General features: G+C 58.1%; 18 protein-coding genes and 1 pseudogene. 13 read left to right on the top strand and 6 right to left on the bottom strand.

All coding sequences use genetic code 11. The features are described from left to right. Positions 1 to 52: 52 nt before the first annotated feature. The 4 genes from PV407_RS27490 to PV407_RS27475 all read left to right on the top strand — a co-directional run bounded on the left by PV407_RS27490 (position 53) and on the right by PV407_RS27475 (position 4707). A complete protein-coding gene (locus PV407_RS27490; protein ID WP_332093197.1) occupies positions 53 to 1675 on the top strand; it encodes a helix-turn-helix domain-containing protein in 1623 nt (540 codons plus the stop codon). Positions 1676 to 1798: 123 nt separating this feature from the next. Then, a complete protein-coding gene (locus PV407_RS27485) occupies positions 1799 to 2785 on the top strand; it encodes an ABC transporter substrate-binding protein (protein WP_332093196.1) in 987 nt (328 codons plus the stop codon). Positions 2786 to 3215: 430 nt separating this feature from the next. Next, positions 3216 to 4166: a carbon-nitrogen hydrolase family protein gene (locus PV407_RS27480; RefSeq protein WP_332093195.1), complete on the top strand. Its 951-nt coding sequence runs from the start codon at positions 3216 to 3218 to the stop codon at positions 4164 to 4166. A gap of 103 nt (positions 4167 to 4269) precedes the next feature. Beyond that, positions 4270 to 4707, top strand: a complete 438-nt coding sequence (locus PV407_RS27475) for an Hsp20/alpha crystallin family protein (RefSeq protein WP_332093194.1) — start codon at positions 4270 to 4272, stop codon at positions 4705 to 4707. A 154-nt stretch (positions 4708 to 4861) separates the two neighbouring features. Here PV407_RS27475 and PV407_RS27470 read toward each other — a convergent pair whose 3' ends face one another. Both PV407_RS27470 and PV407_RS27465 read right to left on the bottom strand, forming a co-directional pair. Beyond that, positions 4862 to 6484 carry a catalase gene (locus PV407_RS27470; RefSeq protein ID WP_442951716.1) on the bottom strand — a complete coding sequence of 541 codons (1623 nt, stop codon included), beginning with the start codon at positions 6482 to 6484 and terminating at the stop codon, positions 4862 to 4864. Positions 6485 to 6568: 84 nt separating this feature from the next. Beyond that, positions 6569 to 7450, bottom strand: coding sequence for a LysR family transcriptional regulator (locus tag PV407_RS27465; RefSeq protein WP_332093193.1), 882 nt, complete (start codon positions 7448 to 7450; stop codon positions 6569 to 6571). A 128-nt stretch (positions 7451 to 7578) separates the two neighbouring features. Here PV407_RS27465 and PV407_RS27460 point away from each other — a divergent pair, with 128 nt between their 5' ends. The 5 genes from PV407_RS27460 to PV407_RS27440 all read left to right on the top strand — a co-directional run bounded on the left by PV407_RS27460 (position 7579) and on the right by PV407_RS27440 (position 16754). Beyond that, positions 7579 to 8859, top strand: coding sequence for an adenylosuccinate synthase (locus tag PV407_RS27460; protein ID WP_332093192.1), 1281 nt, complete (start codon positions 7579 to 7581; stop codon positions 8857 to 8859). A 1099-nt stretch (positions 8860 to 9958) separates the two neighbouring features. Then, complete coding sequence (locus PV407_RS27455) at positions 9959 to 10342, top strand: CD3324 family protein (protein ID WP_332093191.1); 384 nt, start codon at positions 9959 to 9961, stop codon at positions 10340 to 10342. 527 nt (positions 10343 to 10869) lie between these two features. After that, a complete protein-coding gene (locus PV407_RS27450) occupies positions 10870 to 12810 on the top strand; it encodes a hypothetical protein (RefSeq protein ID WP_332093190.1) in 1941 nt (646 codons plus the stop codon). A 75-nt stretch (positions 12811 to 12885) separates the two neighbouring features. Beyond that, the gene (locus tag PV407_RS27445) at positions 12886 to 15888 is read left to right on the top strand and encodes an FIMAH domain-containing protein (RefSeq protein WP_332093189.1); all 3003 of its coding nucleotides are present in this window, start codon (positions 12886 to 12888) and stop codon (positions 15886 to 15888) included. 212 nt (positions 15889 to 16100) lie between these two features. Further along, complete coding sequence (locus tag PV407_RS27440; RefSeq protein WP_332093188.1) at positions 16101 to 16754, top strand: zinc dependent phospholipase C family protein; 654 nt, start codon at positions 16101 to 16103, stop codon at positions 16752 to 16754. Positions 16755 to 16877: 123 nt separating this feature from the next. Here PV407_RS27440 and PV407_RS27435 read toward each other — a convergent pair whose 3' ends face one another. The 3 genes from PV407_RS27435 to PV407_RS27425 are packed head-to-tail and all read right to left on the bottom strand — an operon-like array spanning position 16878 to position 19723. Beyond that, positions 16878 to 17594, bottom strand: a complete 717-nt coding sequence (locus tag PV407_RS27435) for a metallophosphoesterase family protein (RefSeq protein WP_332093187.1) — start codon at positions 17592 to 17594, stop codon at positions 16878 to 16880. A gap of 53 nt (positions 17595 to 17647) precedes the next feature. Continuing rightward, positions 17648 to 18934, bottom strand: a complete 1287-nt coding sequence (locus tag PV407_RS27430) for an ABC transporter substrate-binding protein (RefSeq protein ID WP_332093186.1) — start codon at positions 18932 to 18934, stop codon at positions 17648 to 17650. 48 nt (positions 18935 to 18982) lie between these two features. Beyond that, a complete protein-coding gene (locus tag PV407_RS27425; RefSeq protein WP_332093185.1) occupies positions 18983 to 19723 on the bottom strand; it encodes a histidine phosphatase family protein in 741 nt (246 codons plus the stop codon). A 269-nt stretch (positions 19724 to 19992) separates the two neighbouring features. Between PV407_RS27425 and PV407_RS27420 the strand changes: the two genes are divergently transcribed. Further along, positions 19993 to 20865 carry an AraC family transcriptional regulator gene (locus tag PV407_RS27420; RefSeq protein WP_332093184.1) on the top strand — a complete coding sequence of 291 codons (873 nt, stop codon included), beginning with the start codon at positions 19993 to 19995 and terminating at the stop codon, positions 20863 to 20865. Positions 20866 to 21000: 135 nt separating this feature from the next. Here PV407_RS27420 and PV407_RS27415 read toward each other — a convergent pair. Further along, a pseudogene (locus PV407_RS27415) lies at positions 21001 to 21162 on the bottom strand (EamA/RhaT family transporter); the annotation flags it as partial. A gap of 37 nt (positions 21163 to 21199) precedes the next feature. Here PV407_RS27415 and PV407_RS27410 point away from each other — a divergent pair. From PV407_RS27410 to PV407_RS27400, 3 genes are all read left to right on the top strand, one after another. Continuing rightward, positions 21200 to 21430 carry a hypothetical protein gene (locus tag PV407_RS27410; protein ID WP_332093242.1) on the top strand — a complete coding sequence of 77 codons (231 nt, stop codon included), beginning with the start codon at positions 21200 to 21202 and terminating at the stop codon, positions 21428 to 21430. A gap of 69 nt (positions 21431 to 21499) precedes the next feature. Next, entirely contained in the window at positions 21500 to 21952 is a 453-nt protein-coding gene (locus PV407_RS27405; protein WP_332093183.1) for a MarR family winged helix-turn-helix transcriptional regulator, read from the top strand. 27 nt (positions 21953 to 21979) lie between these two features. After that, positions 21980 to 22504, top strand: a complete 525-nt coding sequence (locus tag PV407_RS27400) for a GNAT family N-acetyltransferase (protein ID WP_332093182.1) — start codon at positions 21980 to 21982, stop codon at positions 22502 to 22504. Positions 22505 to 22509 lie beyond the last annotated feature (5 nt).

Raw genomic sequence — 22509 nt, 5'->3', positions numbered from 1 at the left:
GGCTAGTCGCATCGTACCGGCATAAGCAATACTATCGGAAGGAGAAGCGAATTTGGAACGCGTTCATTCCAGACTATTCAGACTGACGGCGGCCGAAGCGGTCGAATCGGACGCCGGGCGGCTGCCGATGAAGGAAACGTCCGCCGCGTACTCGCTGCTCGTCGTTGCGGCCGGCAGCGGGGAAGCGTTTATCGAAGGAAAGGCGTGCAGGTTAAATCCGGGCGACGTGATTTTTATGAACCCGGGCGCCGGTCTGGAAATCGGCCGTACGTTCGGAAACCAAATCAAGTGGCACGCCGCGACCTTCGAAATTTGGAGAGTTGCGGAAACGGACCCGAACGGCCGACAAGTTTTGGAAAAGGAGATGTCCGGGTTTCTGGAAACCGGCAAGCTCGAAACTCCGTTTTCCGCCGCTTTGTCCTCCCTGGTCGCCCAGCTCGTCGAAGTACGGCGGAACGCGGACGAGGGGGCGCGTTTTCTGGCGGACTCCTTGTTCATGAACGCCATGCATTATTTGGTCCGTCCCGCTACCGACGGGGACGAGCGCGATTCGGAACGACGCATACGGGAGGCCGTCGCCTACATAAACGAAAATTATCGGGCGACCATTACGCGGGACTTTTTGTCGCGCCGCTGCGGGCTTTCCCCCGAATATTTTTCATCGGCGTTCAAGAAAGCGACGGGGTGCACGTTCGCCGATTATTTGGCCCGGGTTCGCATCGCCAAGGCGAAGGAACGGCTGCTCCTCGCCAAAGGCACGCTGAATCAAGTGGCGCAATCGGTCGGCTATTCGGACGGTCTTTACTTGAGCCGCAAATTCAAGCGGGTGGTCGGCCTGTCGCCGACCGCCTATATCAAGAAGCCGAAAACGATCGTTTGCCTGCAATATCTCGGGCATATTCTCGCGCTTGGACTCGCCCCCGCGGGGACGACGGCCAAGCAGCTGACGCCGTTCGCGCGCCATCCGCACGTAACCGGAATACGGGATGTGGGCGTTCCGGCGTCTCCGGCCAAAATCGCGGAGCTGGCACCGGATATCATCTTGACGATCCGGGAGAAGCACGAGCATCTGTCGCAAATTGCCACAACGGTCGCTCTGCCGTGGGGACAGCTGGACCCGCTGAAGGAGCTTGAATATTTCGGGGAGCTGCTGGACAGACGGAACGAAGCGGAGGCGTGGATCGCGGAATTTCGCGAGAAGGAGGAGTGCGCTCGCCGGGAAGTGGCGGGAATCGTCGGAGCGGGGGAATCCGTTGCCGTCTACGAAATATGGGGCGACCGCATCTGGGCGGTCAATATCGGGTACGGACGCGGGACGCGCAACGTTTACAAAACATTCGGCTACGCGCCTCCGCGGGAACTGGCCGATTTCGTGCTGGGCAAAGGTCCGGGGAAAGAAATTCCGTTCGAACGCTTTCCGCAATATGCCGCCGACCATATGTTTATTACCGTCTGGAACAAACACGGCGGCGAGCGGCGGGCGAAGGCGTTGATGGAAAGCGAGCAGTGGAGGATGCTGGATGCCGTAAGGAACGGTCGGGTTTACAAAATCGATCTGGATACGTTCGTATGGAACGACCCGATTTCGATCGAAAGGCAGCTGGCCGTTCAGATCCGGCTGTTAAAGCGGCAAGCGGACGGCATATCCGTTCCGGGCTTCGGAAATCGAACATAGCCGCCGTTTATCGGAATCGCACAATAGTCCATATCAAATCTTATTTTCGGCGATAGACGCCATTTCAGGCCGTTGCTACGATAATGTTGATAATGATTATCAATATTATTTGGAGGGGAAGACATGCTGCAATGGAATCGAATGCTGCTCGTCGCGGCGGCAGCCGTTCTGCTCGCCGTTCCGCTGGCCGCCTGCGGAAGCAAGGAAGGCGATGCCGGCGGTTCCGGCTCTGCCGCCATACAAGCCGCACCAATCGCGAACAAGCCGGAAACCCGCAAATACGACACGGTGAAGGGAGCTGTCGAAATCCCGGTCGAGCCGAAGCGGATCGTCGCGACACAGTATCTCGGCCATCTGCTCACGCTTGGCGTAAAGCCTGTCGGCGCGGGCTCGGCGAGCTTAAAGCAGCATTTCCTAAAGGAGATGACGGAAGGGATCGCCGATATCGGGGACGATGCCGCCGCCCTGGAAAAAATCGCGGAGCTGAACCCGGACTTGATCATTCGGCCTTCGGACAAAAACTACGAGCAATTTTCCAAAATCGCCCCTACGGTCGTCATCCCGTGGGGGCAAAAGGACGTCATGGACGAGCTGCGCGATTTCGGCGATATGCTTGGCAAAAAAGCCGAAGCGGAAGCCGCGATCGAACGGTTCGAAGCGAAGGCGGCCGAAGCGAAGCAAAAGCTCGCCGGCGTCGTCGGGCCCGGCGAAACCGTCGGCGTTTACGAAATATGGGCGAAAAGCTTCTGGGCGGTCAGTCAAAGCTTCGGACGAGGAACGCGCAATCTGTACACGAGCCTCGGGCTTTCCCCGCCCGAACCGTTGAAAAAGCATATATTCGAAAAAGGCGGTTCGGGCTTGGACATGTCGCTGGAAGTTCTGCCGCAGTATGCCGCGGACCATATGTTCGTTACGGTGTACGCCGCGAACGGAGGAGACAAGCGCGCCGAGGAAATATGGAAAAGCGACTTGTGGAAAAGCCTCCCCGCCGTCAAAAACAATCGCGTCTATATGTTGGACATCGATCAGTTTGCCGCGGCCGATTTGATCTCGATGGAGAAACAGCTGGACATTCAAGTGCAAATGCTGCTTTCGCGGCAAACCAAATAGCGCTGCTGCACATGTGCCATCATAGAAAACACCCTCGCGGGTGTTTTTTCTTTCGGGCGCTCGTTCCCGGAGGGATATGATGAGGGGGGGGGATCGGAGCGGAGCGATTCGTATAATTCGACAAAAGTCAATAGTCCATAAGTCGCTAGATTGGTAGAAATTCTATGATATGATTCGGTTATCGGGCATCCTTGTAATAAATTGCGCCAGGGAAATCGGAGGCCGCTGATATTCACGGCGGACGATAAGCCGATAAGGCGAATGACCCGCAATCGGTTCGTCGCCGTCCCATTCCGCGGCGGCACGCGGAGCAGGAACGTTAAGCGTTCGTTTGTGGATCGACATTTTCGTCTGTGGAGATAAGAAAGCGCTCGAGCAGCCGAAGCAGCGCAAATGACGTCCGGATTTTCCGAAAAAGGAGCGAGCGAATATGGCGCGTTATGTGAAAATAAGCAGTCTCGGGCCGGCGCCGTGCGTCATCGAGGCGACCGTTCCCGCGGAGGAAGCGGTCGACCGGATGATTGCGCATTGGAAAAGGATGCTCGGCTTTGTGCTGCCCGACAAGCCGGATTTGATCGTCTTGCCGGAGGCTTGCGACCGTCCGAGCCAAGCGCATTATCCGAAGGAGCGGCGGATGGAATATTACCGGGCGCGGGGCGACCGGATACGCGATTTTTTCGCGGAGACGGCCAGGGAGCACGGCTGCTGCATCGTCTATCCTTGCCATATGCAGGCCGAGGACGGCAGCTGGCGCAATACGGCGCAATTGATCGATCGTCAAGGGAAGGTTATCGGCGCGTATCATAAAAACCATCTCGTGCCGAACGAATATAACCTGAACGGCATTTTGTACGGCAAGGACGCTCCCGTGTTCGAATGCGATTTCGGCCGGGTCGCCTGCGCGATTTGCTTCGACCTGAATTTCGACGAGCTGCGGCTGAAGTACGCGCGGGAAAAGCCCGATCTGATCGTCTTTCCGTCCATGTACCACGGCGGACTGATGCAGTCGTATTGGGCGTATTCGTGCCGGGCGCATTTCGTCGGAGCCGTCGCCGGCCTGCCCTGTACGATCGTGTCGCCGCTGGGCGAAACGGTCGCCTCCAGCACGAACTATTACCCTTACTTGACGGCGGCCGTCAATTTGGACTGCGCGGTCGTTCATATCGACGAGAACGGGCGGCATTTCGCCGCAATCAAGCAAAAGTACGGCCCGAACGTTTCGATTCGCGATCCCGGCTACCTCGGCTCGGTGCTGATCAGCAGCGAAACCGACGCGTTTTCCGTCCGCGACGTGATCGCCGAATTCGGTCTGGAGCCGTTGGACGATTATTTCGCCCGGGCGCTCGACCACAGATGCGCTCCCGGTCATATGGAGCCGTAGCCGGTGCCGGCGGCGCCGCACATTCATGCAAAGCTGGCGCATAGGTTCGAACGAATTTGGAAAACTAGCCGTGAATGCCCAAACTGGAGGAGGTTCACCGACCATGGCTTTGATTCCGTTCGAGCCGTTCCGCAACCTGGAAGGCTGGAAAAGAGATTTCGACCGCATGTTCAACGATTTCCCGGCGTTCATCCGCGGCGAGCAGCAATTCGGCTCGCACCGGATGGATATTCACGAAACGGATGCGGAAGTCGTAGCGACATGCGATTTGCCCGGCCTGGAGAAAAAGGAGGACGTGCACATCGACGTATCGGGCAACGTGCTGACGATTTCCGGAACGATCAACCGGTCGCACGAGGCAAAGGAAGAGAACATGCACCAGCGCGAGCGTTATTTCGGCCGTTTTCAGCGCTCGGTCGCGCTGCCGTCGCCCGTGCAGGAGGAAGGCATCAAAGCTTCGTATAAAAACGGCGTGCTGGAAATCCGCATGCCGAAGCTGCAGCCGCCTCCGAAAAAAAGCATCGACATCGAGTTCCACTAACCGGCCGCCGGCCCGGCCGCGCAAGAAAAGCCATCGATTCCGCCAGCTGGCGGGGTCGATGGCTTTTTGCCGCGCACGGACTGCGCTTCAATGCCCGAAACGTACGAACGATGCTTCGATGCTCGACGCTTCGCGTCCGTCTTGGGGCTCCTTTTTAGTAGCCGTCCGTCGTCCGGCCCATCTCGTCGGCCATCTCCGCGCCTTGCTGACCGGACAGCGAGCCGATCCGGCCCGGCTCGGCCTCGGCCTTCGCCAGCGATTCGGCCACGCGGCGGCCGTAGTCGGGATCGGCGTTCGTGAAATATTCGATCATTTTGTCGCGAATCGCCGGGCGGCAGACGAGCAGGGCGTCGGTCAGGTTGGCGATCAGCTCGTCCTTCTCCCAATCCTCGAAGCTGCGATACGTTTCGCCGGCCTGCCCGAAATCGTTCGCCCGCTCGATTTTGCGGCGGACGAGCTTGTCGTTGTAAGCCGGCTCGTGCTCTTTGCCCGCCGGCGTCGCTTCCTTCAGCCCGCCGATCGAGGACGGCTCGTAATTGACGTGCGGATTTTGCTCCGGCGCGCGGTCGACGAAATACGTCATCTGGCCGTCCCGCTGATTGGTGGCCACATGCTTTTTCGGCGCGTTGATCGGGAGCTGCAAATAGTTCGTGCCGACGCGGTAGCGCTGCGTGTCCGAATAAGAGAACGTCCGGCCCTGCAGCAGCTTGTCGTCGGAAAAATCGAGCCCGTCCACGAGCACGCCGGTGCCGAAGGCGGCCTGCTCCACTTCGGCGAAGTAATTTTCGGGGTTGCGGTTCAGCACCATTTTGCCGACCGGCATGAACGGAAACCGCTTCGCATCCCACAGCTTCGTCGGGTCGAGCGGATCGAAGTCGAGCTCGGGGTGCTCGTCGTCGCTCATCATTTGAACGCAAAGCTCCCATTCCGGGTAGTCCCCGCGTTCGATCGCCTCGTACAAGTCCTGCGTGGCGTGGCTGTAGTTTTTCGCTTGAATCTCGTTCGCCTCTTTTTGCGTCAGGTTGCGGATCGGCACCTTGAGCGGCTCCCAATGGTACTTGACGAGCATCGCTTTGCCTTCCTTGTTGACCCATTTGTACGTATTGACGCCGGACCCTTGCATTTGCCGGTAATTGGCCGGAATGCCCCATGGGGAGAAAACGAAGGTGACCATATGCGTCGCCTCGGGCGAATTGGCGAAAAAGTCGAACTGCCGCTCCGGGTCGCTTACGTTCGTGACCGGATCCGGCCTGAACGAATGCACCATGTCGGGAAATTTGAGCGGATCGCGGATGAAAAAGATTTTCAGGTTGTTGCCGACCAAATCCCAGTTGCCGTCCTCGGTGTAAAATTTGACGGCGAACCCGCGCGGGTCGCGCAGCGTCTCCGGCGAATGGCCGCCGTGCACGACGGTCGAGAAGCGGACGAACACGGGGGTGCGCTTGCCCGCCTCCTGAAACAGCTTCGCCCGCGTATAATCGGAGATCGGCTTGTCGCCGACTTTGCCGTACGCTTCGAAATAGCCGTGTGCCCCGGCGCCGCGGGCGTGGACGACGCGCTCGGGAATGCGTTCGCGGTCGAAATGCGATATTTTTTCCAGAAAATGATAGTTTTCCAGCGTCGATGGTCCGCGGCTTCCGACGGTGCGAATATTTTGGTTGTCCGAGATCGGATGGCCTTGGCGGTCGGTGAGCGTCATCGCCGTCTCGCCTTCACCCATGCGGGAATCGGCCGCGCCTCCGGCTCCGGCGGTCCCTTGCGTTTGATCCGAATTCATTGTGGCAGTCCTCCTGGGCATTGTTGTTGAACATACCCATTTTTTGCCTAACCGATTCGGAATATGCATCGGGCCGCCGCCGGCTCAAGGAAGCAGCGCCAGCAGCCGCTGCGCCGCCACGGACAGCGGAACGTCGCGCAGCGTCACGAGGCCGATCCGCCGGGCCGGCAAAGCGGGCTCGAGCGGAAGCTCGCGCAGCGTCCCGTCCGCCAGCTCGCCCAGGACGAACTCGCGGATGACGCAGCCGACGCCGAGGCCGATGCGCGCGAACTGGACGATCAGCTCGATGCTGCCGAGCTCGATTTCCGGCTGCAGGCGCACGCCCTGCCGCTCGGCGAATGCGTCCGCGTGGCGGCGTATGCTGCTGCCTTTTTCGAGCATGAGCAGCGGCATGCCGGCGAGCCGCTCCCACGTGACCGCGCGCTCCGCACCGCCGCCCGCATGCGCCGGTCCGGCGACGAAGCAGTCGTGCAGCGTCATGCTTTCGCGCACGAGCAGCTGCCGCTCGTCGATCGGCAAATTGACGATGCCGAAATCGATCCGGCCTTCCTTCAGCAGCGCGATCGTTTCCCGCGTCGTCCGGTTCGTCACCTGGATTTTTACGTCCGGGTACTGCCTGTGAAACGAATCGAGATGCGGCAGCAAATAGTAGCGGCACAGCGTGTCGCCCGCCCCGATTTTCACTTCGCCGGCCATCAGGCTGCGCATTTCGGCGATTTTTTTCTCCCCGTTCTCGAGAAAATGGTGCGCCTGGGAGACGAACTTCAGCAGCACTTCGCCTTCCGCCGTCAGCTTGACGCCGCGCGACGTGCGGAAAAACAGCGCGCCGCCGAGCCGGAATTCGAGCTGCTTGATCGCATGGCTGACGGCCGGCTGCGTAATGAACATCCGTTCGGCCGCTTTCGAAAAGCTGCCCGTCTGCGCGACCTCGTAAAACGCCCGGTACCATTCCATATTTTCGATCATGGCCGCAACTTCCTTTTGCTAAAAGTTTGATTAATATCAGCTATTAATTCTATTCATTTTATTTATATTCATACGTTCATTATAATGAGGCTGTAACGAAGATGACAAGATCGGAAGGGGAAAGGCATATGCCGGTTACAGCGATCGTAGGCGCGAATTGGGGAGACGAGGGGAAAGGCAAGCTGACGGACGCGCTCGCCGGATCGAGCAACTACGTTGTCCGGTTTCAGGGCGGCGGCAACGCCGGGCATACGATCATAAACGAATACGGGAAAATCGCGCTCCACTTGCTGCCGTCGGGCGTTTGCAGTCCGGGCACCGTCAACGTGATCGGTCCGGGCGTGGCGTTCGATATCGGCGATTTTTTCGCGGAGCTGGACGACCTGCTCGGCAAAGGCGTTCCCGCGCCGGATATCCGGCTGTCGGAGCGGGCCCAGCTCGTCCTCCCGGTTCACCGCCTGTTCGACGGCTTGGAGGAGGAGCGGCTCGGGGAGCGGCAGTTCGGCTCGACGAAAAAAGGAATCGCGCCGTTTTACGCGGACAAATATTTGAAGCTCGGCGTCCAGGTCGCCGATTTGTACGACGACGACCGGCTGCTGGAAAGGGTGAAGGCGGCGCTCGCGTCGAAAAACGTGCTGCTCCGCCATCTGTACGGCAAGCCGGAGGCGGACGCGGAGGCGCTGGCCGCCGAGCTGCGGCGGAATCGGGAGCGGCTGAAGCCGTTCGTCTGCAATACGACCGAGCTGCTGCAGGAGGCGTGGCGGCGGGGCGAATCGATCCTGGTCGAAGGGCAGCTCGGCGCGCTGCGCGACCCGGATCACGGCATTTACCCGTATTCGACGTCCTCCTCGACGCTGGCCGGGTTCGCCGCCGTCGGTGCGGGGCTGCCGCCTTACGCGATCAGCCGCGTCATCGCGGTGACGAAGGCGTATTCGAGCTGCGTCGGAACCGGGCCGTTCGTGACGGAGCTGCACGGCGCCGAAGCGGAGGAGCTGCGGAAGCGCGGCGGCTCCGCCGGCGAATACGGAGTGACGACCGGCCGTCCGCGGCGGGTCGGCTGGTTCGATGCGGTCGCGACGCGGTACGGCTGCATGGTGCAGGGGGCGACCGAGGTGGCGCTGACGAACCTCGACGTGCTCGGCTATTTGGACGAAATTCCGATCTGCACCGGGTACCGGGACGCCTCCGGCACGGTGACGACGGAATTTCCGGTAAACCGGCTGCTCGAGTCGGCGCAGCCCGTATACGAAACGATGCCGGGCTGGCGGACGGCGATCGACGACGTCCGTTTGTTCGACAAGCTGCCGGCGGAGGCGCAGGCGTACGTGCTGCGGCTGGAGGGGCTGATCGGCGTGCCCGTGCGGCAAATATCCGTCGGGCCGCATCGGGAGCAGCTGTTCGAGCGCTGATTCCGCTTGATGGGCGGGAGGCGCGATGGAGAGGCGGATAGCCGCGGCATGAATGCTGGTTGAAAGCGGCGTTGAAAGCTGCATAGAAAGCTGCATAGAAAGCTGCGTTGAAAGCTACTTGGAAAGACGCAGGGAAGCCGCATGAAAGCTGCTTGGAAAGTCGCATGGAAGCCGCATGGAAAGCTGCATGGAAAGCCGCATGGACAGCCCGTTCCGTTCGGTGCATCGGAAAGCTGCCGGTTCAAGTTCAAACCGGCGGCTTTTTCTTCTGAACCACAGAAATTACATCTTTTCGATCATCTCGTTGGTATTCGTTACCGATGCCGGTCGGCTGGCGAAGGGTACGAGGTTGTGCAAATAGAGCATTGCGTCTCTTTACAGGTGTCTAAACGGAAAGTACGCTAAAGCATGGGGCGAGCGGCGCCTTTCGTTTCTGCGTTCGGCGTATCCTGATCCTGCCGGGCGTTGGATTCGAATATCGAATGAACGGGAAAACCTCCAGTTAACTCGCTCTCCTACAGGCGACGTTTCGAAATACATGGAAAAGCTCCAGGTAAAATGGCGCTGTATCGGCGAAAAGCGCGGTTTGGACGAATATAGCGGGACGTTTTCCTGTTGTTTTGCCCGGAAACGGGAATCGACCGAAATTAGCGGGAGCTTTTCCATTTCATTCCCCGCTCCGCTGCCGTTCCGGCACAACCAATAAGGTCCATCCCGTCCTTCGCTTAAGCGCCAAAGCCACAGCGGTTTTCTGCTGCCGGCGGCGGGGCACGGCGAATGCGCCGGCGCCGACGGGAGTTGGAGCGGGGGGCGAGCATGGGGCGGCGGCGGGACGGGCCCCTGTGTTCCAAATGTCTAACGGACATGGCGGCCGCTAATGGGCTCCGGTAGCCCAGCCTCGGCGGTTAGAGCTTCTGCCGTGCACAGCTCCGATTCGCAGAGCGGCGGCAACTAGGCTTGCTCCTTTTGCGCGAGCCCGATAGACGGACGCTCAAGCTTTTTCCAGTACCGTTCTCGATCTTGATGGGAAGCGTGCGTCATGCCACAATGGTAACAACAAATGCGGGAGGTGAGCCGATTTGGGAAGGATAAAACATACGTGAACGCGAGTCGGGTGTTACCGACCGAACTGATAAACGAAATTCAAGCGTATATCGAGGGCGCCTACATCTACATTCCGAAAAAGCGGCGGGACGGCTGGGGGATCGCAACGGGAATACGCGAAGAGCTCGACAAGCGGAACGAGCAAATCGTCGGCTCGTATCGCGACGGAATCGGCATTGCCGAGCTGGCGGAAGGCTACCGGCTTAGCGAAGAGCGAATCCGCTCGATCGTCTACGGTTCCGGCTGTACATCCAAAACGGAGAAAGGCGGGGAGCAAGCGGTGCCCGATTTCGATAAACAGGCGGCCAAGGACGTTTTTGCGAACTGCGCGGCGAAGCATCGTTTCACGATTCGCTGCGTCGACGCGATGTACTTGTAGGTTCGCAGCGAAGACCCGGAAGATACGCTTACCTTCTACTACAAAACGGAGTACGACGAAGCCGAAAACCGCGAAGCCGCGCGCACGCTGGCGAAAGAAATCGCCGTCGCCATGAAGCGGCGCATTTGTCTCAGGCAGACGCGCTGAGCCGGCGCGGCGGGCGGTCTCCAATACGTTGACAGAGGACGTTACCATCCTTCGGGAGGGGACGTCCTTTTTTATTAGTTCCCTTAAGTATACAAAATGCTGCGAAGGTTGGATCAGTCCCATTGAAAAATGATGATTGACAGAAAAACAGGGCAGAACATATACTTTTAGTACACCAAAGGATACCAAAGAGTAAACGTAAGGGGGGATCGAACGGAAATCGTCGGTTGGGATGTGGAATCCGGGACATGTCCGCCGAGGCGCCTTCGTATCGGAACGCCGCTCGCGGCATATACGTAAGCCGGACGAACGACCGGGGGAGCGCCTGCAGGGCACGATCCGAAATTCGAATCGAACGTATCGTATTGGAGGTTTCGGAAATGGGGACGTTGGAGAGGAAAGGTACCGCGCTCAGTCTGCTGATTAACAACGGGAGCGCGATCGGCTGCGACGAACGGGGGAGAACGGTCGTCTACACCGTTATCAAAGGAGGGGACGACAGCACGGTTTTCGCCGTCGCCGACGCGATGACGGGAGATATCGTCGCCTCGATCGACATGCCCGGCGTTGACGGAGCTTGGGGACTGAAGCAGGCGAGCGACGGAACGGTGTATATCGGGACGTACGGCAACGGCCGCTTGTACCGGTACAAGCCGGGAGACGACCGGCTGACGGATTTGGGAAGGCTCGGCGAAGAGACGGTCGTCTACTATTTGACGGAAAGCGATGACGGCATTGTATACACCGGTACATACCCGAACGCGACATTGTTTGCCTACGATCCGGCCGCGAACGAAGTGCGCAATCTCGGGCGAATGCACGAGGAAGAAAAGTATCTCGATTCGCTCGCGTACGACCCGCTCCGAAACGCGCTTTACGCCGGACTCGGCCGGCAAACGGCCCGTCTGGTCCGCTACGATATCGCAACCGGACATAAGGAGGAGCTGCTCGCCAAGCTTTTGCCGCATGCGTATTCGAAATACTCCTCGGTCTTTTGCATGGGCTACGGTCTCGGCAAGCTGTTTATCCGGTTAAGCAAGCCCGATCACCTGCTTATCGTCGATACGGCGACGGAAACCGTCGAATATTACGACCCGGACGGGGGAATCGGGTTGGGCTGCAAAACGGTCGCGGTCATGCCCGGGGACGGCGAGCGCGTTTATATGGGCGGCAAGCGGCTGCGCGCGTACAATGTGGCGACCCGGACGTTCGAGGACCGGTTTCCGGACGAACCGGTGAAAGCGCTTCACTTCCATGATGCCAAGTTCGTGGAGCTGCGCGATCCGCAGTGGCCGGGACATACGATGGTTTCGTCGACGGAGGGAGGGCGCCTGCTGCTCTATAACAAAACGACCGGCCGCACGGTCGAACGGAAGATCGGACATGCGGGCGCCCCGGTCCATATTCGCAGCCTGTACGGCGCGGAAGACGGCCGCGTATACGCCGGCGGCTACATGCTCGGCTTCGCATCGTACGATTGCGCGGGCGGAACGTTTTCCGAGACGAAGGAATTCGGCCAGGCCGAGTCGATCGCCGGCTTCCGCGGAAACGTATATGCCGGCATTTACGGCAACGCGGAGCTTTACGAATACGATCCGGCCCAGCCGTGGAGCGCCCGGAACCCGCGCAAATTGTTCAGTCTGGCGCCGTACGGGCAGGACAGACCGTTTGCGATTGTCGGGGCGGAGCCGCTCGGCAAGCTGTTTGTCGGCACCGTGCCCGACACGCATTCGCTGCAAGGAGCGCTTGCCGTTTACGATATGGCGACAGGTCAGACGCAGGTGTACAAAAATATCGTTCGCGACCAAGGAGTCGTTTCGCTGCTGTACAAAAACGGACTTGTATACGGAGGAACGACGATATACGGCGGACTCGGGACGAGCGGTCCGACGGAAAGCTCGGGCAAGCTGTTCGTCTTCGATCCGGCCGCCGGGGAGAAAACGCTCGAGATCGTCCCGGTCGCGGGCCGCGGCACGGTCAGCGGTTTGCTGGACGGACCCGACGGGCTCGTTTGGGGGATCGCCGACGATCATCTGTTCAAATTCGATCCCGCGACCGGCGCGATCGCGTACTTGGAGGCGAAGCTGCCGCGCAACGAGACGAACGAGACGGTATGGGCGGACGCCGACCTGGCGATCGGCCGGGACGGCAACGTATACGGCACGAACGCGAAGCGGAAGTTTTTTCGCATTCGTCCGGAAACGATGGAGTGGACGATGCTCGGCGACGGATTCCGGTATTTGACGCAGGATTCGAGCGGTCGCCTTTATATGTCGGACGATTCGGCGCTATGGACCTACGTGCCGGACGACGCCGGCTGACGGCCGCAACGCAACGAACCTGGAAAGGGAGTGGTTGAACCGATGAAAACGGCCCGCAAACGGAAGGCTCTGCCGATGGTATACGCAATGATCGTTTTTCTGATAAGCTCCGTCGTCGCCGTATCGAGCCCGGGAGCGGCAAACGCGAACGGGAATATGCCGGCAAACGGGGATTTCGAGCAAGGCGCGCCGGGCGGCGCGATTCCCGGCTGGACGCCGTATGTCGGCAGCGAAGCTTCGCTGTCGCCGACGGTCAAGTTCGAAGGCGGCTACTCGCTGCGCATTCGGGACTCGTGGGCCGATAAAAGCGCCGGGGTATACAGCGAATCCGTGCCGGCGCAGCCGGGCGATATGTTCCGTGCGACGTCGAAAGTGAACGTCGCCAGCGGCGGCGGGCAAATGCATGTGGAATATTTGAATGCGTCCGGTCAGCGGTTGAGCCGCGACGGAATGTTCATCCAGCCGACGAACGGCGCCTGGTTCGATTTGCAGACGGACGGCACGGCGCCGGCCGGAACGGCTTCCGTTCGCGTGCTGCTGTACTGCGGCGTTACGGAGATGTGCGATGCGTACTTCGACAATGTGCGGCTCGTGCGCAGAGACGCGAATGTCCGCGGCAATTTCGGCGACCCGGTCATCATCCCGGATGCGGTGCCGCTTCAGCTCGGACAAGCGGCGGCAATCGGAATGACGGCGAACGGCCGCATGGAAACGTATTTTTATTCCAACGGGGCGCCGGGTACGTTTTATGCGCTCGACGCGTGGACCGGCGAACGGAAATTCGCCGCCCGGGTGCCGGGCACGAACATCGTATGGGCGATGGCGATCGGCGCGGACCGCAACGTGTATTTCGCCAGCTCCAACAACGGCCGCTTGTACAAATACGATCCGGCAGCGCAAACGCTAACCGATCTGGGCGTCAATCCTTCCGGCAAATTCGTCTGGTCGCTGCAGCCGTCTCCGGACGGCAACTATTTGTACGGAGCGACCTATCCGGGGGCGAAGGTGTTCGAATACGCGATCGAAACGGGCGCGATCCGCGATCTCGGCAATATGAAAGCGGGCAAAGACTATGCCGAAGGCGTCGGCGTAACGGACCGCTACCTCTACGTCGGCGTCGGTCCTTACAGCGGAACCGAAACGCGGATGCTCGTCCGCTACGACCGGCAGACCGGGGAGAAGCTCGAAATTCCGACGACGAGCAAAGGCACCTTTATCCAGGATACGCGCATCTACGGCGGGAAACTGTTTGTGGAAAGCAGCCGGTTCGCGTTCGTGCTCGACGAAGCGACGCATGCGACGATCGGCGGCTTTCCGTACAGCGGCGAGGTATCCCCCCCTTATCCGATCGACGGGCGATACATCTATTACAAATACGCGGACAAGCTGTATCGCTACGATTTGACGACGAACGCGCGGACCGAAACGGCGGCTTTGCCGGACTACATGCAGGACTCGGACGTCAAAGCGCTCGCGTGGGGGGTACCGGATGCGGGGCCGCTCGCCGGGCGGACGGTATTGCTCGGCGTTACGCTGAACGGCGAATATTTCGTATACGATCCGCAGAGCGGAGCGGTCGAAACGCCGAAGCTCGATATGGACGCGCAGGGGGTCGCGATGCAGTCGATGAGCTACGGGCCGGACGGTCATTTATACGTCGGAGGCTATCACAAGGGCGTATCGGTGTACGACACGGTATATCGCCGGTTCGACGTGCAGGAGCAGGGCTTGCATCAGGTCGAGGGCGTCGGCTACTTGGGCGACAAAGTGTATTTCGGCGTTTATGCCGGCGCCCGCATTTACGAATACGACCCGGCGCAGCCGTGGAAATTCGGCAGCCTCCCGGAACAAAACCCCCACCCGGCCCATATCGTCGGCGGGCAGGACCGGCCGTTCATTTTCGAGTCGGACGGAAGGAGGCTGTTTATCGGCACGATACCGGCGTACGGCAAGCTGGGCGGCACGCTGACCGTATACGACGGCGTCTACGGAACGTGGAACGAATACGACCACAGCCGGGTCGTGCCGAATCAAAGCGTTATCGGAATGGCGTACCGAGACGGCAAATTGTACGGGAGCACGTCCGTTTTCGGCGGGCTCGGCATCGCTCCGACGGAAAGCGAAGCGAAGCTGTTCGTCTGGGACGTGGCCGGCGAGCGGAAATTGGCGGAGCGGACGCTTGACATTCCCGGATTGCCGGGGCCGCTCGTCATCGGCGATTTGGCATTCGGCCCCGACGGACTGCTTTGGGGGGCCAGCCTCGGCACGATATTCGCGCTCGATCCGGATACGCTGGATGTCGTCAAAAGCCGGGTGATCTACAACATCGAACCGGATAAGAGCCAGTGGCGGCCGATTTACTTGTATTTCGGGGCGGACGGTTTGCTGTATACGAACGTCGGCTTGTCCGTCACCGTCATCGACCCGCAGACGCTCGATTACGAGCAGTTTGCCAAATCGACGACGCTGCTCGCCCTGGATCGCGACGGCAGCTTGTATTACGCGTCGAATTCGAAAGATATCGCCTATATGCCGATCCGTCTCGGAACCGTCGCCTTCGACGCGGGGGACGGCGTCGTCGGATGGGGGGAGCGCAAGCCGATTCGGCTGGAAGCCGCCTGGAGAAACGGCCGCCCCGTCGATTTGGCCGGACCGGACGTCCGAGTTCGCTGGAACGTCGGCGATCCGACCGTGGCGAGCGTCGTCTACGGCGAGTTGGAAGGGCTCGCCCCCGGCAAAACGACGATCTACCCGGAACTAACGGTACGAGGCGAGACGGTGCGGGGCGACGGGCTCGAAATCGTCGTTCGCGCAACCGCGGACAAGCTGGCGGCGGAGGTGGAAACGCTGCGCGAGCGGCAAACGATCCCGCAGTCGCTGTATGCGCGGCTGAACGGCAGTCTGCGCCAGGCGTCCCGTTTTATCGGCAATGGGAACGCGGACAAAGCGGGCGAATTTATGGAGCGGTTTGCCGAAATTGCGGCCGAAGCCGATTTGCCGGAACCGGCATGGGCCGAAGCGCGGCGCACGCTGCTGGCCGCTTCGCGCGATCTGCTCGACCAGTGGGGACGGCGTTGATTTAGTATGAAACGAATGGCGCTATCCGATCTTGACGATCGCGATGGCGCTTTTTCGTTAAACCTTGTATGTATCAGTCAACATCAGTCATAAATCAGTCATTGGCAACGGATCTCCGTGATACAATGAAGGTGTCCTTTTCCGGCGGCGATCGTTGGGCAATAGCCTTAAATTGTAGTTGTATGCAGAGAAGTCGAGGGGTGAGGGGAAACATGGGTTCCAGAATCATGCACTTGATTATTGCCAACAAAATTGCGGAGTCTCTGTCGATCGAAGATCGAACGCCGTTTTTGCTCGGAAGCATCGCTCCGGATGCCGTTTCAACTAAAAACGAATCGCATTTCTTTAAAGGCGATCTGCAAGATTACTCGAGATGCATTGATTATAAAGGATTTTTGCATACATATAGTTCGCAAGTGGAAAGTCATTATATATTGGGGTATTTTACGCATTTAATCGCCGACGATCTATGGCTGAAAGGCTTTAATCTGCCTTGGTTGAGGAACCGAATGGAAGCCAATAAAGAATTGCACCATTTGTACCATAACGATTTCCGATTGCTTAACGGGACATTGTTGGAATACTACGGCTTTGCGGACGACTTGAGAAAAAGGCTCGGTTATTTTCCGGCAATCGTTGATTTGCAGGAGGTTCGTTCCAAAGATGTTGAAGCATTCATTCCTTATGTAGTGGCCGATATGGAGTACGAAAAGAAAGATTTGAACGAACAGCTTGCTGTTTTTACGTTTGATCAGATCGTCGGTTATATCGAGACATCGGTCGAAGTGGGGCTATTGAATCTGAAACAGGCGGCCGTTCTGTACCGGCTGCCCTCCGTTCGCAAATGGGTAATCGAGCATTTTTAATGCGGAAAAGCGTTGACGGTCCTGCACGTTTTCGTTCAGAACCGCAAACGAATAATGCCGGGATTTCGATCCCGCCTGAAAAAGCTGCCCGAACAGGCAGCTTTTCCCGTTCGATCGTTTCGGTTACCGGAAAAATCCTAACGCCTTCGTTTTTTCCGCTTCGTTTAACTTCATGCCGGATACGGTCCGGTATAGCGGAGAGCGATCGTAGTCCGCGCTTTTCAGCTCCATGCGGTCGTCCGAAATCGTTATGTAATGGGCGATTCGGGTCGGATCGTCCTTTCTGCGGTACGACAGGCTCCCCGGATTGAGCCACAGCTCGCGGTCGCTCAAATAATGGACGCATCGGCGATGCGTGTGGCCGAAGACGAGCCGCCGCTCCGGCGCTTCGCGAACGCCGCTTTCCCCCGACGTTCGCATCTGCCAATATTCCTCAAACTGCGGCAGGCTGACGATCGTCTCGTACCCGACGTACATATGTTGAAGGCTGTAGCCGACGGAATCGAGCAGAAAGGGCACGGATTCGGGCAGCGCCTCCAGAAACCGTACGTCCTCCTCGGTCAGCAGGCGGGCGTTGCAATGTTTCCAGTGAAGCTCCTCGTCGGCCAGGCTCCACAGCGTTTCGCCGTCGCGGTAAGCGGCGGCGACCGCCCGGTCATGGTTCCCCTGCACGCATATCGCCCGATGCTCCCGCACCCAGTCGAGCACTTCGCGCGGAAACGGGCCGTAATCGACCAGGTCTCCGGCACAGTATACGACGTCGCTGTCGCGTTCGGCCCTCCATACGGCTTCCAGCGCATAAATGTTCGCGTGTATGTCCGAGATCAGCAAAGCTTTCAAGCCGGCACCTCCCGAATGCGGCGGCCGCTGCCGGATTCGGCGGCGAACAGCGGTCAGTTGACGCCGCTTATCATTTTGTTGATTCCTTCTTCGGCTTCCCGCAGCGCCGTATTGACGTCTTTTTGCCCTTCGTTGTATTCGTCGAACTTGGCCATCAATAGCTTCCGCGCGTCCCGGTAATGTTTCGAGAAAGCCGGCGCCGGGGAAGGCTTGCTTTTGAAAATCGGGCCGAGGTCGATGCCCGCGAATTGCGGGATGTCGGCGGCCAGCTGCTTTTTCAGCTCGGCGTTCTGCAGCGGGGAGAGGCGGGCGAACTTGCGGGTCATCAGCCGCTGCACCTCGTCGGACGTAAACAGCTCGATGACCTGCATCGCCTGATCCTTGTATTTGCTTTGCCGGGAGACGAGCATATAGTGCGCGTCCACGTAGCCGTATACGTTCGGCTGCTCCTTGAAGCTCGGATATTGCGCGAGGCCGACGTTCAGCCCGCTTTTGACCGCATCGGTCAGCTTGGTCAGCAAATTGACGGTCGCGTACATCGCCACTCTGCGGTTTTTGATAAACTCGTCGTTGCCGGTCGTCACATTGCCCGGAATCGAATTGATCCGGTGTCCGAGCTCGAACACCTTTTTCCACAACTCGTTGTTGACGGTGGCCTTCTCCTTCCTCATATCGACGATATCGGGCGACAACGAGGAGGAGAGCCGGGAAATATGCTCGTAGCTGAGCCCGACGTACTGGGTTCCCCCTTCCAGGCGGGTCAGCTTTTCGGCCAATTGCGCCGCATCCTCCCAAGTCATGCCGTCCTTCGGATAGGCGACGCCGAACCGGTCGAACAAATCTTTGTTGTAGTACAGCGCGTTGAATTGGGTCGAATACGGAAGGCCGTACAGTTCTCCTTTGTCCGACAGCACCCGCAGGGCGTCCAGGTAAACGGGGTCGAACCGATTCAAGTCGATTTTGTGCTTCGCAAGAAGGGGAGTCAAGTCCGTTAATAAATGATATGGAATAAAGTCGGTCACATACCCGTTAAATTGCGTCAGCAAATCGGGGACGACGCCCGAAGCGACGATATCGGGCAAATTGCCGCTCAGCGGCTCGAGCGTAATGTGCGGATATTTTTTCTTGAGCGGCTGAACGAGCATCTGATCCCACTCTTCGTCGCTGATTGCCTGGCCTTTGAATACGGTCAGCTTGACCGGCTCGGTGCCGATCGGCTCTTCCGCCGGCGGCGCGCTTGCGGTCGGCGTTTTCCCGGACTGCTGGCAGCCGGCCGAAGCGGCGGTTAAGGCAACGAGCATACACAGCGTTACGGCGTACGTTCGGTTTTTGCCAATCATTCGCTATCTCCCCTTGAAGGAATCGGTATGCGATACGGGTTGCGGGTATTAGCCGGGCCGGCTGAAATCGACGCCCTCGGTCACATCCTCCGGCTCCAGATGGCCTACGTAGTTGACGAATCGAAGTTGCGTATGGCTTTCGAGCACATCGGCGGCCGATATCGCGGCATGGGCTTGGCTGAACGTGTTGTGATCGACCGGAGGACAGCCCGCGAGCAGCGACAGCAGCACGGAGCCGAGCGCGCCGTGGCAGACGACGGCGATGCGCGCGTCCGTCCCGCGGTAGCGATCAACAAGATGGCGCAGCGCTTGTTCGGCTCTCCCGTAGGCCTGCTCGCGGGTTTCGTCCTCCAGCGGAAGCCACCATTCGTCCGGCCACGGAAAAGGCTGGTCCGCCTCGAATGTGCCGAACCGCTCCCGCAGCGCGCTTAACGGAATATGGTTCGGGTGAGCGAGCCTCAGCCCGGCTTCCGCGGACCTCTCCGCCGCGATCCGCCCCGCCGCCAGGCGTTCCCGGATTCGCGGCCAGCCTCGCCGGTCCGTTTCGCTCAGAGCGGGCCATACGTACCACGGAGCCCCCGTTTGCTCGTAAATCGGCCGAGCCGTCTCCAGCGTCCGCTGCATGCAACTGGAGTAAATCGCGTCGACGCCCCAAAGCTTCATTTGACCGCCGACCCGCTCCGCCTGAAGCCGTCCTTTCCGGCCGAGCGGAGGGTTCGGTCCCCCGTCGTAGCCGGGCTCCTGGCTCGCAGGCTGCGCGTGGCGAATCAGATACAGGCGCAAGGTCATAGTCCGCCTCTCCGTTTCTATAGAGGTGTCGGGTCGCTTTCATCGTGCTTCCCGCCGCAAGGTAAAGCGGTATCGCGTTGTACCGGACCAGATTCCGCGGCTTTCCCGCGATCTGTCGGGCTGCTCCTATCGTAGCGCACGGGCCGAAACGGAATCTGTACAGAATATTGCGAATTTTAAAATTTTCTTTACCTATTTTGCGTACTTTCCGCGAGCGACCTTTGTTATAATTTGGGTATCCGATCTGCGCAACGTAAGGAGGGGGCGCGTTGTCTTTAGCCGACACCAGCATCGTCGACCATTACGGCTATACCGACGACGAATTTCTGTTGTCCTATTCGCACAAGAACGGCCCGTACAATATTACCGGACACGTCCATGACCAGTACGAGGTCTATTATTTGCTCAAAGGGCGGCGATCGTATTTCATCAAAGACCGCGTCTATTCGGTGAATCAGGGCGATCTCGTTTTCGTCCCCAAATTTGTGCTCCATCGCACGCTTTTTGCCGGCGCTCTCCAACACCAGCGCGTCGTTCTCAATTTCACCGACACGTTTCTGGAGCGGTCGCGGGCGAAGGAGTCGAAGCTGGACCTGCTGAAACCGTTCCGCAGCCCGAACCCGACGCTTCGCCTGAAGGAAGAGGACCGCAAGTATGCGGAAGCGCTCCTGCTGCGCGCCATCGCGGAGATGAGGAGCAAATCGGACGGCTACGAGCTGTGCCTGAAGGCGCTCGTCGTCGAGCTGCTCGTCCACCTGGCCCGCTGCTGCGGCAAATATGCGGAAGCGGTGCCGCCCGAGGATTCTCCGCTTCACCGCAAGGTGGCGGACATTACGGCATATATCGACGTCCACTACGCCGAACCTCTTACGCTGACCCGTTTGTCGGAAACGTTTTATATAAGCCCTTATTATTTGAGCCGGGTGTTTAAAGAAATTACCGGGTTTTCTTTCGTCGATTACGTCAATCACGTCCGGATGAACGAGGCGAAGCGGCTGCTGCGGGAAACGGACTGGAAGGTGCTGCGCATTGCCGAGCAGGTCGGCTTCGACAGCATCGCGTATTTCGGCCGCATGTTCAAGGAAATGGTACACTTGTCTCCGGTCCAATACCGGCGCATGCAGAGGGAGATGTCCGGCTGAGCGGCGGAACGCTTCGAGGTGTGCGGCGGCGTGCGGGCGCCGCCGTCGGCCTTGCCCGGCCCCGACAGTGCCCGTTACAGTGGGGACAAGAACATAAACCTACGGATCCGCGTTAAATCGCGGATTTTTTTGCTCTTATTTCGATGCGAATCGCCGCGCGAACGCCACGCACAGTACGACACCGGTATTAACGATAAAGATCGGCCAGCCAATCGACTCGTGCAGGACGAATGCCGAAAGCAGCAGGCCGAAGAAAGGCTGAAGGAGCTGCAGCTGCCCGACCGCTGCGATACCTCCCAGACGGCCGTCGCATCCGACATCTAAAGGAAAGCGATTGGAAAATCGCGGCGTTGACGTACTGGCCGCCGACAGGCAGTTCCTTTCTTCGTTCCCCAAGCTTAACTTGCTGCGCCTCAGCATCATTCGGACCGACGAGCAAGAGATTGAACGGGGCATCCGCATCGTTGCCGAAGAACTGGAGCGCGCCCAACATACGGGCAGCCTACCTAAGCCGGTCTTTCGGATATGGTCCCGCATTCGCCTGCCTGAAGTTGTTTTGTTGTAAATGCAACAAAAATAAGTTATTATGAATAACAAGCATCGGTTGGCAATAAGAGTGGATGGAGCTGCATAGATGAAGGACATCCTGCGTGAAATTGGAATGATCGCCAGGGCGTTAGATTCCATAAGCAATATCGAATTTAAAGAATATGACCTTACGAAAGGACAGTATTTGTACCTTGTCCGAATATGTGAAAACCCGGGAATCATTCAAGAAAAGTTGGCCGAAATGATTAAAGTAGACCGAACAACCGCAGCTCGTGCCGTGCAAAAGCTGGAAATGAACGGCTTTATTGAAAAGAAAGACGACGAACATAACAAAAAAATAAATAAACTTTTTCCGACGGAAAAAGGGAAGACTGTATATCCTTTCATAAAAAGAGAAAACGATCATTCGAATCGTGCCGCATTGGCGGGATTTTCCGAGCGAGAAGCAGAGACTTTGTCGCATCTTCTTCATAGAGTCAGAAAAAATGTGGAAGTGGACTGGGAATTTGTAAAAAAGGGGAACAAGAGACATTATTGATTGGATGCAAAGGAGCTCTGTCTTAAAATGACTGTTAAAATCCAAAAGTGCAGCCGTGAAGATTTACGAATACTCCAAGAGATCAGCATTGAAACGTTCAACGATACGTTCAAGGATCAAAACTCGCCCGAAACTATGAAAGCTTACTTGGAAAGAGCGTTTAACTCCAAGCAGCTGGAAAAGGAATTGTCCAATCTTTTTTCGGAATTTTTCTTCATCTACTTCAATGAAGAGCTTGCCGGATATTTAAAGGTAAACAGCAATGAGGCCCAATCCGAAAATATGGGCGATGCGTCGCTCGAAATCGAGAGGATTTATATCAGAAACAAATTTCAAAGAAAAGGGCTTGGCGCATATTTACTAAACAAAGCGATGGAAATAGCCAAAAGTCAAAACAAAACGATGATTTGGCTAGGGGTTTGGGAGAAAAATGAGAACGCAATTGACTTTTATAAAAAAATGGGATTTGTTCAAACGGGAGCTCACTCTTTTTATATGGGTGACGAAGAACAAATCGATTATATTTTGACCAAAACACTGACATCACTTTAGTAAAG

The organism is Paenibacillus sp. GYB003 (assembly GCF_036577625.1).
Lineage (GTDB): Bacteria > Bacillota > Bacilli > Paenibacillales > NBRC-103111 > Paenibacillus_AB.
The sequence above is the reverse complement of the archived record's forward strand: the minus strand, read 5'-3'. Positions and strand labels throughout refer to the sequence as shown.